Source organism: Rhodovastum atsumiense (assembly GCF_937425535.1).
Classification (GTDB): domain Bacteria; phylum Pseudomonadota; class Alphaproteobacteria; order Acetobacterales; family Acetobacteraceae; genus Rhodovastum; species Rhodovastum atsumiense.
The window spans coordinates 162,929-177,485 of record NZ_OW485601.1 but is presented as its reverse complement, the minus strand read 5'-3'; the positions used below and the strand labels follow the sequence as shown (position 1 = coordinate 177,485).

At 70.9% G+C, this 14,557-nt stretch carries 13 protein-coding genes; 11 read left to right on the top strand and 2 right to left on the bottom strand.

The features are described from left to right. Window positions 1–122 precede the first annotated feature (122 nt). A complete protein-coding gene (gene leuD, locus NBY65_RS00725; protein WP_150040961.1) occupies window positions 123–737 on the bottom strand; it encodes a 3-isopropylmalate dehydratase small subunit in 615 nt (204 codons plus the stop codon). Continuing rightward, on the bottom strand, window positions 737–2,152 hold the full coding sequence (gene leuC / locus NBY65_RS00720; protein ID WP_150040960.1) for a 3-isopropylmalate dehydratase large subunit: 1,416 nt from the start codon (window positions 2,150–2,152) through the stop codon (window positions 737–739). The genes leuD and leuC overlap by 1 nt, the downstream gene beginning before the upstream one ends. A 181-nt stretch (window positions 2,153–2,333) precedes the next feature. Between leuC and NBY65_RS00715 the strand changes: the two genes are divergently transcribed. The 11 genes from NBY65_RS00715 to NBY65_RS00665 are packed head-to-tail and all read left to right on the top strand — an operon-like array spanning window position 2,334 to window position 14,406. Continuing rightward, the gene (locus NBY65_RS00715) at window positions 2,334–3,164 is read left to right on the top strand and encodes a GntR family transcriptional regulator (protein ID WP_150040959.1); all 831 of its coding nucleotides are present in this window, start codon (window positions 2,334–2,336) and stop codon (window positions 3,162–3,164) included. Further along, window positions 3,161–4,399, top strand: a complete 1,239-nt coding sequence (locus NBY65_RS00710; protein WP_239002791.1) for an ABC transporter substrate-binding protein — start codon at window positions 3,161–3,163, stop codon at window positions 4,397–4,399. The genes NBY65_RS00715 and NBY65_RS00710 overlap by 4 nt, the downstream gene beginning before the upstream one ends. 40 nt (window positions 4,400–4,439) lie before the next feature. Continuing rightward, window positions 4,440–5,312 (top strand): branched-chain amino acid ABC transporter permease, encoded by an 873-nt coding sequence (locus tag NBY65_RS00705; protein WP_150040957.1) that lies wholly within the window; start codon window positions 4,440–4,442, stop codon window positions 5,310–5,312. After that, window positions 5,309–6,289, top strand: a complete 981-nt coding sequence (locus NBY65_RS00700; protein WP_150040956.1) for a branched-chain amino acid ABC transporter permease — start codon at window positions 5,309–5,311, stop codon at window positions 6,287–6,289. Before NBY65_RS00705 ends, NBY65_RS00700 begins: the two co-directional genes overlap by 4 nt. Beyond that, window positions 6,289–7,029 (top strand): ABC transporter ATP-binding protein, encoded by a 741-nt coding sequence (locus NBY65_RS00695; RefSeq protein ID WP_150040955.1) that lies wholly within the window; start codon window positions 6,289–6,291, stop codon window positions 7,027–7,029. Before NBY65_RS00700 ends, NBY65_RS00695 begins: the two co-directional genes overlap by 1 nt. After that, window positions 7,022–7,723: an ABC transporter ATP-binding protein gene (locus NBY65_RS00690; RefSeq protein ID WP_150040954.1), complete on the top strand. Its 702-nt coding sequence runs from the start codon at window positions 7,022–7,024 to the stop codon at window positions 7,721–7,723. The genes NBY65_RS00695 and NBY65_RS00690 overlap by 8 nt, the downstream gene beginning before the upstream one ends. A 36-nt stretch (window positions 7,724–7,759) precedes the next feature. After that, complete coding sequence (locus tag NBY65_RS00685; RefSeq protein WP_150040953.1) at window positions 7,760–8,635, top strand: isocitrate lyase/PEP mutase family protein; 876 nt, start codon at window positions 7,760–7,762, stop codon at window positions 8,633–8,635. After that, on the top strand, window positions 8,632–10,311 hold the full coding sequence (locus NBY65_RS00680) for a hydantoinase B/oxoprolinase family protein (protein ID WP_150040952.1): 1,680 nt from the start codon (window positions 8,632–8,634) through the stop codon (window positions 10,309–10,311). The genes NBY65_RS00685 and NBY65_RS00680 overlap by 4 nt, the downstream gene beginning before the upstream one ends. Continuing rightward, window positions 10,308–12,377 carry a hydantoinase/oxoprolinase family protein gene (locus tag NBY65_RS00675; protein ID WP_150040951.1) on the top strand — a complete coding sequence of 690 codons (2,070 nt, stop codon included), beginning with the start codon at window positions 10,308–10,310 and terminating at the stop codon, window positions 12,375–12,377. Before NBY65_RS00680 ends, NBY65_RS00675 begins: the two co-directional genes overlap by 4 nt. After that, entirely contained in the window at window positions 12,374–12,997 is a 624-nt protein-coding gene (locus NBY65_RS00670; protein WP_150040950.1) for a cysteine hydrolase family protein, read from the top strand. Before NBY65_RS00675 ends, NBY65_RS00670 begins: the two co-directional genes overlap by 4 nt. Beyond that, complete coding sequence (locus NBY65_RS00665) at window positions 12,994–14,406, top strand: FAD-dependent oxidoreductase (protein ID WP_150040949.1); 1,413 nt, start codon at window positions 12,994–12,996, stop codon at window positions 14,404–14,406. The genes NBY65_RS00670 and NBY65_RS00665 overlap by 4 nt, the downstream gene beginning before the upstream one ends. Window positions 14,407–14,557: the final 151 nt, after the last annotated feature.

Below are 14,557 nucleotides of genomic sequence, written 5' to 3'. Positions count from 1 at the left end.
GCTTGCTCCGGTTCGGGGGCATCGTCGCTTGATCCCCGGGGGGCGTCCACATAAGGCTGCTGGAATCATGCCGCTCCGCATCGGATCAACCTGAAACTGGCGCCTATGGGGGACGCCCTGCCTCATGCCGCCGGGGGCGTCGCCCAGGGCCGTGCCACGCGGTCCCGCGCGACGAAGGCATCGATGTCCGGCAGGTGATGCAGCGTCAGGTCGATGTCGTCCCAGCCATTCAGCAGCTTGGTGCGCCAGACCGGATCCACCGCGAAGCTCACCGCGTGTTCCCCGGCCTGGATGCGGCAGGTGTCCAGGTCGACGGTCAGGTCCGTCAATCCGCCCGCCAGCAGGGCGAGCAAGGCTTCGGCATCGGCTTCCTCCGCGCGCGCCGGCAGCAGGCCGTTATTGACCGCATTGGCGGCGAAGATGTCGCCGAAGCTCGGTGCGACGACGCAGCGTATGCCATGGTCCGCCAGCGCGTAGACCGCGGCCTCGCGCGACGAGCCGGTGCCGAAATTGCGCCGCGTTACCAGGATCGCCGCGCCCTGGCGTTGCGGATGGTTCAGCGGGAAATCGGGGACGGGGGCGCCAGCGGCATCGAAGCGCAGATCGTGCAGCAGCACGTCGCCATAGCCCTCGGCGCGGGTGCGCTTCATGAAGCGCGCTGGGATTAGCTGGTCGGTGTCCACGCCGGTCAGCGGCAGCGGGCAGGCGATCGCGGTCAGGCGGCGGAAGGGTTGCATCAGCGTGCCTCCGGGGACGGGTCCCGCGACAGCGCGCGGACATCGGTCAGGAAGCCGGTCAGCGCCGCGGCGGCGGCCATCGCCGGCGACATCAGGTGGGTGCGCGAGCCCGGCCCCTGGCGCCCCTTGAAATTGCGGTTGGTGGTAGAGGCGCAGCGCTCTCCCGGCGCCAGCATGTCGCCGTTCATGCCGACGCACATCGAACATCCCGGCCCGCCCCAGTCCAGCCCGGCCGCGGTGAAGATGCGGTCGAGGCCTTCTTCCTCGGCCTGCTGCTTCACCTGCGCCGAGCCGGGCGAGACCAGCCCGGGCACGCTGGCCCGCCGCCCGGCCAGCACCGCGGCGGCGGCGCGCAAATCCTCGATACGGCTGTTGGTGCAGGAGCCGATGAAGACCCGGTCGACGCGCAGTTCCGTCAGCGCCTGTCCGGGGCGCAGGCCCATGTAGTCGATCGCGTCGCGGACATGCGCGGCGCGGCCCGGGTCGGCCATGCGGGCCGGATCGGGGACGCGGGCGGTGACCGGCAGCACGTCCTCGGGGTTGGTGCCCCAACTGACCACCGGCACGATCTCCGCAGCACTTAGCGCCACCACCCGGTCGAAGGCCGCGTCGGCATCGCCCGGCAAGGCGCGCCAGTCACGCTCGGCCTGCTCCCAGAGCGGGCCGACGGGCGCGAAGGGACGACCGCGCAGGTCGGCGAAGGTGGTGTCGTCGGGGGCGACCATGCCGCAGCGGGCGCCGCTCTCGATCGAAAGGTTGCACAGCGTCAGGCGCCCCTGCATCGACAGCGCCCGCACTGCCTCGCCGGCATATTCGATGGCATGGCCCTGCGCGCCGTCGGCGCCCAGCCGGGCGATGACGCTGAGCGCGATGTCCTTCGCCGTCACCCCCGCGCCGGGCCGTCCGTCCACCCGCACCAGCAGCCGCTTCGGCCGGCGTTGCCACAATGTCTGCGTCATCAGCACATGCGCGACATCCGAGGCGCCGATGCCGAAGGCGATCGCGCCATAGGCGCCGTGCGTCGAGGTATGGCTGTCGCCGCATACCACCGTCAGGCCGGGCAGGGTCAGCCCCAGCTCCGGCCCGGCGACGTGGACGATGCCCTGGCGCAGATCGCCCGGCCCGAACAGGCGCACGCCATGCCGGGCCGTGTTGGCCTGCAGCCGCTCGACCATGTCGCGCACCACCGGATCGGTGATCGGGCCGCGTGTCGGCACATAGTGGTCGGCGACGCCGAAGGTCAGGTCGGGTCGTGCCACCCGCGCCGACCGCGCCGCCAGCTTGCCGAAGGCATGGTGCGAGCCTTCGTGCAGGAAATGCCGGTCGATCCACAGCAGATCCTGCCCGTCGGCGCGGTGCGCGGCCACGTGGCTGTCCCAGACCTTGTCGAACAGCGTGCGCGGTGCCCCGGTCATTGCGCTGCACAATCCATGATCATTTTGCGATCAATCCGTATGCATTTGCTTGCCGACGCGCCTGCGTCCGGCGTGATGGCCCAAGAATTCCGCAAATACCGTGTTGACGCAAGCAACATGTCCTATATCTTAGACAGATAGCTGATCGGATTTCAGAACAGCTTCGGCCCGGGGACAGCCCTTGGATTCCTCCGTCGAACCCTTCAAGGCACGCCGCCTCTATCTGTTGCTGCGCGAGCGAATCGCCAGTGGCGAGCTGCCATCCGGCACGCGCCTGCCCGGCGAGCCCGGCCTCGCCGCCGAGCACGGCGTTTCCCGCATGACCGTGCGGCGGGCGCTCGACCTGCTGGCCGAGGAAGGATTGCTGCGCCGCCAGCCCGGCTCCGGCACCTTCGTGCGCGAGACCGGCATGGAACAGGCGGTCTGCGCCGATCTCGCCGATGTGTTCAGCCATCTGAAGGAAATGGGCCGGCGCACCACCGTCCGGCTGCTGCAGTTCGGCTACGTGGCGCCGACCGAGGCGGTGGCGCGCGCGCTCGGGCTTGCCACGGCGGAGCGGGCGCAGCGCTCGGTGCGCATCCGTCTGCTGGAAGGCGCGCCGTTCTCCTGGCTGACCACCCATGTGCCCGAGCGGATCGGCCAGACCTATACGGAAGCCGATCTCGCGGCGACGCCGCTGCTGAGCCTGCTCGAACGCTCCGGCATCGTCCCCGCGCGGGCCCGCCAGACCATCGGCGCCACCCTTGCCGGGCCGGATGTCGCCGAGGCGCTGGAAGTGCAGATCGGTGCGCCGCTGCTCTCGCTGGTGCGGGTCGTCGAGGATGACGGCGGACACGGCGTGGAGCACCTGCACGCGTTGTACCGCCCGGACCGTTTCAGCTTCACCATGGACCTGCTGCGCACCGGCACGCCCGAGGCGCGGCGATGGAGCCCGATCCCCACGGCCCAGGCGCCGGCCCGCCCGGCCCCCGCCGCGTCGTCCTCCCCCCAGCACAGGAAGCCACCGCAGTGAGCCATCGCGAGACCCGCCGCGACCGCCATCCCGCCCGCCGCCTGACCCGGCGGGCCTTGCTCGGCACAGGCGCCGCGCTGGCAGTGGGGGCGCCGGCCATCCTGCGCGCGGCCCCCGCGCCGGTGCGGATCGGCATCCTGCAGCCGGTGACCGGCGCGCTGGCCCAGGACGGCGAGCTTGGCCGCCTCGGCGCGCAGCTGGCGATCGAGGAAATCAACGCCGCCGGCGGGCTGAAGGCGCTGGGCGGGGCGAGCATCGAGATGGTGTTCGGCGATGCCCGCTCCAATCCGGAAGCGGCGACCCAGGAAGTCGAGCGCCTGCAGAACGAGCGTGTGGCCGCGATCGTCGGCGGCTATGCCAGCCCGATCTGCCTCGCCGCCAGTCAGGCCGCCGCGCGCTACGACCTGCCGTACCTCGTCGATGTCGGCGTCTCCGACCAGATCGTGCAGCGCGGCCTGGCCAATACCTTCCGCTTCGCGCCCGGCTTCGGCAAGGTGACCACGGTGGCGCTCGACAACCTCGCGCGCCTGAACGACGCCGTGGGGCGGCCGGCGAAGACCGTGGTGCTGGTGCACGAGGACGGGCTGTTCGGCGCCGGGCTGGCGAAGCTGATGCAGGCCGAATTGCCGAAGCGCGGCTTCGAGATCCTGGAAACCATCGCCCACCCGACGCCGGCGCGCGACATGTCCAACGTGGCGTTGCGCATCCGCGCCCTGCAGCCCGATCTGGTGATCCCGTCGAGCTACTACGGCGAATCGGTGCTGCTCGCGCGCACCATGCGCCAGCAGCGCATCCGGCCGAAGGGCATCTATTGCGTGCTGAACGGCGCCGCCTCCAACTACCGCTTCGTGCGCGAGTTCCCGGACGCCGCCGCCGGGGTGATGGACTGCAACCACTGGGCCGATCCGCGCAACCCGGCCGCCCAGGCGCTGCAGAAGAAGGTCGAGGCCGCCGGCCGGCTGTGGACCTACAATGTCCAGCTCAACTATTCCTGCGTCCGCCTGATGGCCGACGCGATCGAGCGGGCCGGCAGCGCCGATCGCGGCAAGATCATCGAGGCGCTGGCTGCCTCGACCTTCACCGGCCACATCATGCCGTACGGGCCGACCCGCTTCGTTGGCGGCCAGAACCAGGGCGCCGCGCCGGTCAACACCCAGGTGCAGGACGGCACCATCCGGGTGATCTTCCCGGACAGCTTCGCCGACGCGAAGCCGATGTTTCCGGTGAAGGGCTGAGCCGGCGATGCGACCGGGGCAGGGCTGAGGCAAGGGCCGGATGTATTCCCCCGCGATCATCGGCGAGGCCGTGGCCAACGGCCTGCTCACCGGTGCGGTGTATGCGCTCGTCGCCCTCGGCCTGACCCTGGTCTACGGCGTGCTGCACATCATCAACTTCGCGCATGGCGCCCTGCTGACCTGCGCGATGTTCGCCGTCTGGGGGCTCGGCGCCGCCTGGGGCGTCGATCCCTATCTGGCGATCCTGCCGTTGATGGCGGCGTTCTTCGCCATCGGCTACGCGCTGCAACGCTGCGTCATCGGCCCGGCGGCGCATGGCGATGACGGCAACGTGCTGCTGGTCACGCTGGGCCTGTCGATCGCCATCGAGAACGGCTTGCTGGCGGTGTTCCACTCCGACACCCGCACCCTGGCCGGCGATGCGTCCTTCCAGGTAGTGGAGATCGGCCCGATGCTGATCTCGCAGCCGCGCCTGATCGGCTTCGCCGGATCGGTCCTGGTGGCGCTGGCGCTGTGGCTGCTGCTGGCAGCCACCGATACCGGCCGCGCCATCCGCGCCGTCGCCCGGGAAAAGCTCGGCGCCCGGCTGGTCGGGATCAATGTCGACCACATCTATGCCGTGACCTTCGGGCTCGGCTGCGCCTGTCTCGCGGTGGCGGCCTGCCTGCTGATGCCGACCTTCTATGTCAATCCGCGCGTCGGCAATGCCTTCGTGCTGGTCGCCTTCACCATCGTCGTGCTCGGCGGCATGGGCTCGGTGCCCGGCGCCTTGCTCGGGGGGTTGTTCGTGGGCGTGATCGAAAGCCTGTGCGGGCTGGTGCTGGGCGAAAGCCTCGGCCAGATCGGCATTTTCCTGATCTTCATCCTGGTCCTGCTGCTGCGCCCGGCCGGCCTGTTCGGGGCCCGGGCATGAAGCCACGCGACCTATTGCCGCTGCTGGCGCTGGTGGCGGCGCTGGCGATCGTGCCGGCCTTTGCCTCCAACAGCTTCCTCAATTTCCTGGTCACCGCCCTGATCGTGGCGATCGCCGCCCAGGGCTGGAACCTGCTGGGCGGCTTCGGCGGCCAGTTTTCCTTCGGCCACGCGGCCTTCTTCGGCACCGGCGCCTATGTCACCGCCGTGCTGCAGATCCGCCTGGGGGTGAATGCCTGGCTGGCCGCCGGGCTGGGCGTGCTCGCCGGGGCCGCCATCGGCGGAGTGATCGGCCTGCTGGTGTTCCGGGCCCGCCTGCGGGGCTCCTATTTCGCGCTGGTGACGCTGGCCTTCGCCGAGGTGCTGCGTATCCTCGCCAATGCCGCCGACATCACCGGCGGGGCCGCCGGGCTGCTGGTGCGGCTGGCGCCCGATCCGTGGAACTTCCAGTTCCAGGACCGTGCGTCCTTCGCCTGGATCGCTGTGGCCTGTGTCGGCGCGGCGCTGCTGCTGGGGCGCGTCCTCGAACGCGGCCGTTTCGGCGCGCAGCTGGTAGCGGTGCGCGAGAACGAGGACGCGGCGCGGGCGCTCGGCGTCGATGTGCTGGCGACCAAGCTGAAGGCGATCGTGCTCTCGGCCGGCATGACCGCCTGCGCCGGGTGCCTCTATGTCCAGTATTTCCTCTATCTCGATGCCAATATCGCCTACGGCGCCTGGATCTCCGTCGAGGCGCTGCTGGCCGCGATCGTCGGCGGGGTCGGCACCGTGACCGGGCCGGTGATCGGCGCGCTGGCGTTGCACGCGCTGGCCGAACTGACCAAGGGCATCGCCGTCTCGGTCAACGGCGCCGACCTGGTGCTGTTCGGCCTTCTGCTGGTGCTCACCATCGCCTTCGCGCCCGCCGGCATCGTCGGCTCGGTGCGGCGGCTGCGGTCATGGCGGCGGTCCGCGCAGGGCCGGCCCGCCGGGGAGGCGTGATGCTGGACGTCGTGCAGGTCTCCAAGTGGTATGGCGGATTGCAGGCCATCGCCGATGCCTCGCTGACCGTCGCCGAAGGGGCCATCGTCGGGCTGATCGGGCCGAACGGCGCCGGCAAGACGACGTTGTTCGGGGTGATTTCCGGCTTCGTGCCGCCCAGCGGCGGCGAAGTGCGCTTCGCCGGCACCGCCGTCACCGCCGAGCCGCCGCATCTGCGCGCGCGCCGCGGCATCGCCCGTACCTTCCAGATCGTGCAGCCCTTCGCCGGGCTGTCGGTGCACGAAAACATCGCCGTCGGCGCCTATCTGCGGCATGCCCATCGGGCCGATGCCATGGGCCATGCCGCCCGCGTCGCCGAACGGGTTGGGCTCGGGCCGATGCTGGACCAGCCGGCGGCGGCGCTGACGGTGGCCGGGCGCAAGCGCCTGGAACTGGCGCGGGCGCTGGCCACCGAACCGCGGCTGCTGCTGCTCGACGAGGTGCTGGCCGGGCTCAATCCCTCGGAGATCCGCGACATCCTGCCGGTGCTGCGCTCGATCCGCGAGGGCGGGGTGACCATCCTGATGATCGAGCACGTGATGCAGGCGGTGATGGCGCTGTGCGAGGATGTCTACGTGCTGGCGCAGGGGCGGATGATCGCGCATGGCCCGCCGCGCGAGGTGTGCGAGGACCCGGCGGTGATCGAGGCCTATCTCGGCCATGGCATGGCCGCGCGCATCCAGGCGGCCGCGCATGCTTGAGGTCAGCGGGCTGCGCGCCGGCTATGACGGCGTCGAGGTGCTGCGTGGCCTCGACCTGCGGGTCGAGGCGGGCGAGATCGTCGCCGTGCTGGGGGCCAACGGCGTCGGCAAGACCACGCTCAACAAGGCGCTGTCCGGCGTGCTGCGGCCCTTGGGCGGCGAGATCCGCTTCGATGGTGCCCGCATCGATCGCGCCGGGGCCGCTGCCATCGTCGCCGCCGGGCTGATCCATGTCCCGGAAGGACGCAGGATTTTTCCCGACCTTTCCGTGCGCGACAACCTGCTGCTTGGCAGCTACCGGCGCGGGCGGGCGCGGCGGGACGTCAATCTTGCCCATATCTACGAAATCTTTCCCCGGCTGCACGAGCGCGCCCGGCAGCGCGCGGGCACGCTGTCCGGGGGCGAGCAGCAGATGCTGGCGATTGGCCGCGGCATGATGGCCGAGCCGCGCCTGCTGATCCTCGACGAACCCTCGCTCGGGCTGTCGCCGCTGCTGGTCGAGGAGATGTTCGCGCTGATCCGCCGGCTCAACGCCGAAGGACTCGCGATCCTGCTGGTGGAGCAGAACGTGGTGCAGACGCTGGAGATCGCGGGCCGCGCCTATATCCTGGAGAACGGCAGTTGCGCGCTCTCCGGGCCGGCCGCCGTGCTGCGCAACGATCCCGAACTGAAGCGGACCTATCTCGGCCTGTAGCCGGGGCTTCTCGCGCAAGGAATGGTGAGTGTCGCGATGGGACTGAAGGACAGGCTGCAACAGCAAGCGGTGCTGCTGGCGCCGGGGGTGTACGACGCGCTGACCGCCTCGCTGGCGGCGGCGGCCGGGTTCGAGGCGCTTTATCTCTCCGGCGCGGCGATTGCCTATACGCGGCTCGGGCGCCCGGATATCGGGCTGGTGTCGATGAACGAGGTGGTGGAGACGATCGCGCTGGTGCGCGACCGCGTGCCGACCCCGCTGGTGGTGGACGCCGACAACGGCTACGGCAATGCGCTGAACGTGCAGCGCACGGTGCGGCTGTTCGAGCGGGCCGGCGCCAATGCCATCCAGCTTGAAGACCAGACCCTGCCGAAGCGCTGCGGCCATCTGCAGGACAAGACGCTGATCCCGGCGGCCGAGATGGCCGGCAAGATTCGTGCGGCGGTGGATGCCCGCACCAGTGAGGCGACGCTGATCATCGCGCGCACCGATGCGGTGGCGGTGGAAGGCTTCGGGCCGGCCATCGAACGGGCGCGGCTTTACGCGGACTGCGGTGCCGACGTGCTGTTCGTCGAGGCGCCGCGCAACCGGGCGCAACTGGCCGCCGTCACCGCCGAACTCGGCGGACTGCGCCCCTTGCTGGCCAACATGGTGGAAGGCGGCGACACGCCGCTCGCCTCGGCGAACGAGCTTGGGGAGATCGGCTTCCGGCTGGTGATCTTCCCGGGCGGCATCGTGCGGGCGCTGGCACGCACGGCGCAGGAATACTACGGCTCGCTGGCGCGGCACGGCACCAACGCCCCCTTCGCCGACCGCATGTTCGATTTCGGCGCGCTCAATGCGCTGATCGGCACGCCGGCGATGCTGGCGCTCGGCCAGGCCTACGCCAGTGGCAAGGGAACCGACGCATGAGCAACCCCACCCAGGTCGATCCGGTCACGCTGGCGATCCTCAAGGGCCGGCTGGAGCAGATCGCCGACGAGATGGACGCGACGCTGTACCGCTCGGCATTCAACCCGATCATCGCCGAGGCGCGGGATGCCTGCCACGGCCTTTATCACGCTGAGACCGGCGCGACGTTGGTGCAAGGATCCAACGGCCTGCCGATCTTCGTCGGCGCCATGGCCTTCGCGGTGAAGGCGGTCATCGACAAGGTGGCGCGCGAGGGCGGGCTGCAGCCGGGCGACACCTTCCTCTTCAACGACCCGTACGACGGCGGCACTCACCTGAATGATTTCCGGCTGGTGAGGCCGGTGTTCCGCAACGGGCGGCTGTTCTGCTGGATGGCCTCGGTCGGACACTGGCTCGACATCGGCGGCAACGTCCCGGGCGGCTACAACCCGAAGGCCACCGAGAGCTTCCAGGAAGGCGTGCGCATCCCGCCGGTGAAGCTGATCAGCGCCGGGCGAATGAACACCGACCTGCTCGACATCCTCGCGGCCAATGCGCGGGTGCCGACCAGCAACTGGGGCGACCTGAACGGGCAGCTCAACGCGCTCGATCTCGGCGAGAAGCGCTTCGCCGCGCTGCTCGACGAGTACGGCGACACCACGCTCGCCGCCGCCTTCGTGCAGTTCTCCGACCGTGCCGAGGCGCTGATGCGCGCGGCGATCCGGGCGCTGCCGGAAGGCCGCTATTCCTTCGAGGACACGCTCGACAATGACGGCATCACCGACGACCCGCTGACGGTGGCGCTCGACCTGACTATCCGCGACGGGACGATGACGCTGGATTTCTCGCGCTCCTCGCCGGCGGCGCAGGGGCCGATCAACATCTCCCGTGCCACCACCATCGCCGCCTGCTACGTGGCGCTGAAGCACGTCTTCACCGCGGTGCCGGCCAATGCCGGCTGCCTGCGCCCGATCGAGTTCGTCATCACCGACGGCTCGCTGCTCGGTGCGCGGGCGCCACGGCCGGTGGCGGGCTACACCGAAACCATCCTGCGGCTGATCGGCGTGGTGTTCGGCGCGCTGGCGCAGGCCGATCCGTCGCGGGCGATGGCCGGCCCCTTCGGTACCATCAACGCGCTGTCGCTGGCCGGTTACCGGGCGGATGGCTCGCGCTGGGTGATGTTCTCCTTCTTCGGCGGCGGGCTGGGCGGCAATCCCGAGGGCGACGGGCTCAGCCATGCCAACAACCCGATTTCCACTGCCACCATTCCGCCGGTGGAGATCCTGGAGGCGGCCTATCCGGTGATGTTCACGCAATGGGCGCTGCGCCCGGATTCGGCCGGGGCGGGCACGCATCGCGGCGGGCTCGGGGCGATCTACGAGATCGAGGCGCTGACCGATGCCTCGGTCTCGCTGCTGGGCGAGCGCGGCAAGGCAGCGCCGTTCGGGGTCGCCGGTGGCGGCGCCGCGGCGCTCAACCGTTTCATCTGGCAGGCCGACGACGGCGAGCGGTCGCCGCCCATGGTGTCCAAGGTCACCGATGTGTCGATCCGCGCCGGGCAGCGGGTGCGGCTGGAAACCCCCGGCGGCGGTGGCTGGGGCGATCCGGCGCGGCGCGATCCGCAGGCGGTCGCCCGCGATGTCGCGCTCGGCTATGTCAGCGCCGCGGCGGCCGCGCGGCAGGGAGAGACGGCATGAGCCAGTCCCGCAGCGCGGCGACCATCGTCGGCGTCGATGTCGGCGGTACCTTCACCGACCTGTTCTTCTACGACGAGGCCACCGGGCACTTCCGTACCGCCAAGGTGCCGTCGAACCGCGGCGACGAGGCGGTGGGTTTCCTCGAAGGACTGCGCCAGTTCGGCGCCGTGGCCGCGCTCGGCTCGATCGTGCATGGCACGACGGTCGGCACCAACGCGCTGCTCGAACGCAAAGGTGCGCGCGTCGGCCTGATCACCACGCGCGGCTTCCGCGACGTGCTGGAGATGCGCCGGCGCGACCGCCGCCGCACCTGGGGGCTGACCGGTGATTTCGTGCCGGTGGTGGACCGCGACATGCGCCTGGAGGTGGGCGAGCGTACCCTGGCCGACGGCACCATCCGCGAGGCCGTCGATCCGGCCGAAGTCGCCGCCGCCGCGCGGCACCTGCTGGCGGCGGGGGCCGAGGCGCTGGCCATCGTCTTCGTCAACAGCTACGCCAATCCCGCCAATGAACGCGCGGCGCTCGCCGCCGCCGAGGCGGTTTGGCCGAACGGCAACATCGCCTGCTCGACGCAGATCCTGCCGGAGATCCGCGAATTTGAGCGGACCTCGACGACGGCGCTGAACGCCTATCTGCAGCCGGTGGTGGGCAGCTATCTCGGCAAGCTGGACGCGGCGCTGCGCGAGGACGGGTTCGACGGCCGCTTCCACATCGTGCAGAGCAATGGCGGGGTGATGTCGACGGCGACGGCGCGGCGCCTGCCGGTGCGCACGGCGCTGTCCGGCCCCGCCGCCGGGGTGATCGCCGCCGCCGCCATCGCGCGCGCCGCTGGCTTCCCGGACGTGATCACCGGCGATCTCGGCGGAACTTCCTTCGACGTGTCGCTGGTGGTGGGCGGCGGCACCTCGCTGGCGGCGCAGACCACCATCGATTTCGGCCTGGTGATCCGCACGCCGATGATCGAGATCACCACGATCGGCGCCGGCGGCGGCTCGATCGCGCAGGTCGATGCCGGCGGGCTGCTGCAGGTGGGGCCGGAGAGCGCCGGCTCCCGCCCCGGTCCGGTCTGCTACGGCGGTGGCAACACCAGGCCCACGCTGACCGACGCCAATGTGGTGCTGGGCCGCATCAATGCCGAGCGCCCGATCGGCGGCAAGCTGGCGCGGCTGGATGTCGAGGCGGCGCGCGCGGCGATCGCCGCGACGGTGGCCGGGCCGCTCGGCCTGTCGGTGATGGAGGCGGCCGAGGCGATCGTACGCGTGGCCAATGGCCACATGGCCGGCGCCATCCGCCTCGTCTCGATCGAGCGCGGCCACGATCCGGCGCGCTTCGCCGCGGTGCCGTTCGGGGGAGGGGGCGCGCTGCATGCCGGTGCCCTGCTGCGCGATGTCGGGCTGAAGGCGGCGCTGATCCCGCGCTATCCCGGCGTTACCTCGGCGCTGGGCTGCGTCATTGCCGATATCCGGCATGACCAGGTGCAGACGGTGAACCTTGCCCTCGACGGGCTCGATGCCGGGGCGCTGGACCGGCGCATGGTCGAGGAGGCACGCGCCGCCCGCGCGGTGGTGGACGCCGCCGGCCTCGCCATGGAGCGCGTCGATCTCAGTTTTGCCTTCGACATGCACTATGTCGGCCAGACCCACACCGTGACGGTGCCCTTGCCGCTCACGGTGACGGGCGGGACCACCGGCCTGACCGAAGACGTTGCGCGCGCGGCCTTCGAGGCGGCCTACCAGGAATCGTTCAGCCGGCTGTTGCCCGGCGTGCCGGCACGGATCGTCAACCTGCGCACCACCGCGATCGGCCGGCGCCCGCATTTCGATCTCGCGGCATTGGCGCCGGGACCCGAGGCCTCGCTGGAGCAGGCGCGGCTCGGCACCCGGCCGGTCTGGTTCGACGGGGCTTGGCACGAGGCGGAGATCTTCGCGCGCCTGTTGCTGCCGGTGGGCAGCGTGCTCGCCGGCCCCGCCATCCTGGAGCAGCCCGACGCGACCATCGTCGTCGATCCCGGCCTGACGGCGCGGGTCGATGCGTGGGGCAACGTCATTCTCGAGCCCGCGCCATGACCGAAGCCATTCCCCCGGCCGAGACCGCGCTGCTGCTGGTCGACCTGCAGAACGATTTTCTCGATCCCGCCGGGGCCTATGGCCGGGCCGGGCAGGTCGCGGCGGCGAGCGCGGCCTTGCCGGGCCGTCTGGTACCGCTGACGCAGGCGCTGCGCCGGGCCGGCGGCTGCGTGGTCGCCACGCAGTTCACGCTGGTGCCCGGGCGCGGCGGCGAGCCGATCATCTCGCCGCACCTGAAGGCGCTGCGGCCGTTTCTCGGGCGCGGCGACTTCGCGCCGGGGGCCTGGGGGCACCGGCTGGTGGACGCGCTGCAGCCGGCGGATTTCACAGTGGAGAAGATCGCCTATTCGGCCTTCTACATGACGCGGCTGGAATGGGTGCTGCGCAAGGCCGGGATCCGGCGCCTGCTGGTGGGCGGCATCGTCACCAATGGCGGCGTCGCCTCGACCGTGCGCGACGCGCATGTGCGCGATTTCGACGTGACGGTGCTGGAGGACGGGTGCGCCGCCTTCGATCCGGCGACGCACAAGACGGCGATCGCGGCGCTGCGGCCGGTCTGCCGCATCGCCCGCATCGCCGAGGCCCTCGCCGAAGTGATGCAGGCGGACACGGCACAATGACCATCCTGGCGCCGGATCCGGCCGGGTTTGACCTGAGCTTTCCGGTGGTGGTGGTGGGCGGCGGCGCGGCCGGGCTGGTCGCCGCGCTGGCGGCGCGCGAGGCCGGCGCCGAGGTGCTGCTGCTGGAGCGCGACCCGGTGCCGAGCGGCTCCACCGCGCTCTCGGCCGGGCTGATCCCCGCCGCCGGTACGCGCTGGCAGCGCGCCGCCGGCATCGCCGACAGCCCGGAGCGCTTCGCCGGCGACATCATGGCGAAGGCACAGGACACGCCTGATCCGGCACTGGTGCGGCTGGTCACCCACGCGGCCGGTTCGGCGCTGGAATGGCTGCATACGGGCTACGGGCTGGACTTTTCCGTCATCACCGATTTCCGCTATCCCGGCCATGGCGCCTGCCGGATGCATGGCCTGCCATCCCGCTCCGGGCGGGAACTGGTGGATGCGCTGCGGGCCGCCGTCGAGGGCTCCGGCGCCGAGTTGCTGTGCCATGCGCAGGTGACCGCGGTGGTGGCCGATGCCGGCGGGGTGCGTGGCGTCGTCTATCGCCGTCCCGACGGCGCCGAGGAACGGGTCGGCTGCGATGCCCTGGTCCTGGCCTGCAACGGCTATGGCGGCAGCAAGGCGCTGGTGGCCCGCCACGTGCCGGAGATGGCCGGGGCGCTCTATTTCGGCCACGAGGGCAACCAGGGCGACGCGCTGCTGTGGGGTGAGGCGCTGGGGGCGGCGACGCGGCATCTGTCGGGCTACCAGGGCCACGGCTCGGTCGCCCATCCCGCCGGCATCCTGATCAGTTGGGCCACCATCACCGAGGGTGGTGTCCAGGTGAACGCCGCCGGGACGCGATTTTCCAACGAGGCGCTGGGCTATTCCGAACAGGCCGCCGCGGTGCTGCGCCAGCCCGGTGGCATCGCCTGGACGATCTTCGATGCCCGGATCGCCGGAATCGCGCGCCAGTTCGAGGATTTCCGGCAGGCCGAGGCGATCGGCGCGATCCTGGAGGCCCCGGATGCCACTTCGCTCGCGGCGCGCATGGCGGTGCCCGCGCCGGCGCTGCTGGCGACGCTCGCCGAGGTCGATCGCCTGAAGGCGGGGCAGGGCCGTGACCGGTTCGGGCGTGACTTCGCGCAGGCGCCCGTGCTCGTCCCGCCGTTGCGGGCGGTGCGGGTGACCGGGGCGTTGTTCCATACCCAGGGCGGCCTGGTGGTGGACACGGCGGCCCGTGTGATGCGGCAGGACGGCACGGCGATCCCCGGACTTTATGCCGCGGGCGGCGCTGCCTGTGGCGTGTCCGGCCCGGCGGCCAGTGGCTATCTTTCCGGGAACGGGCTGCTGACGGCGGTCGGGCTCGGCCGGGTTGCCGGCCGCGAGGCGGCCCTGGCTGCGCGGCGGAGCGCGAAACCAAGAGCATAGCGCCTGACCGACCGGTCCGGCATCGCTGCTTTCTCGAAACACTTGTATTTTCGCACGGAGATCGGCGGCCCATAACGGGGCCTCCATCCTGCCGGTGACCTGGCGCCGTGCATGGGGCAAAGAAAATTTATCTTTTAATATCAATTAATTA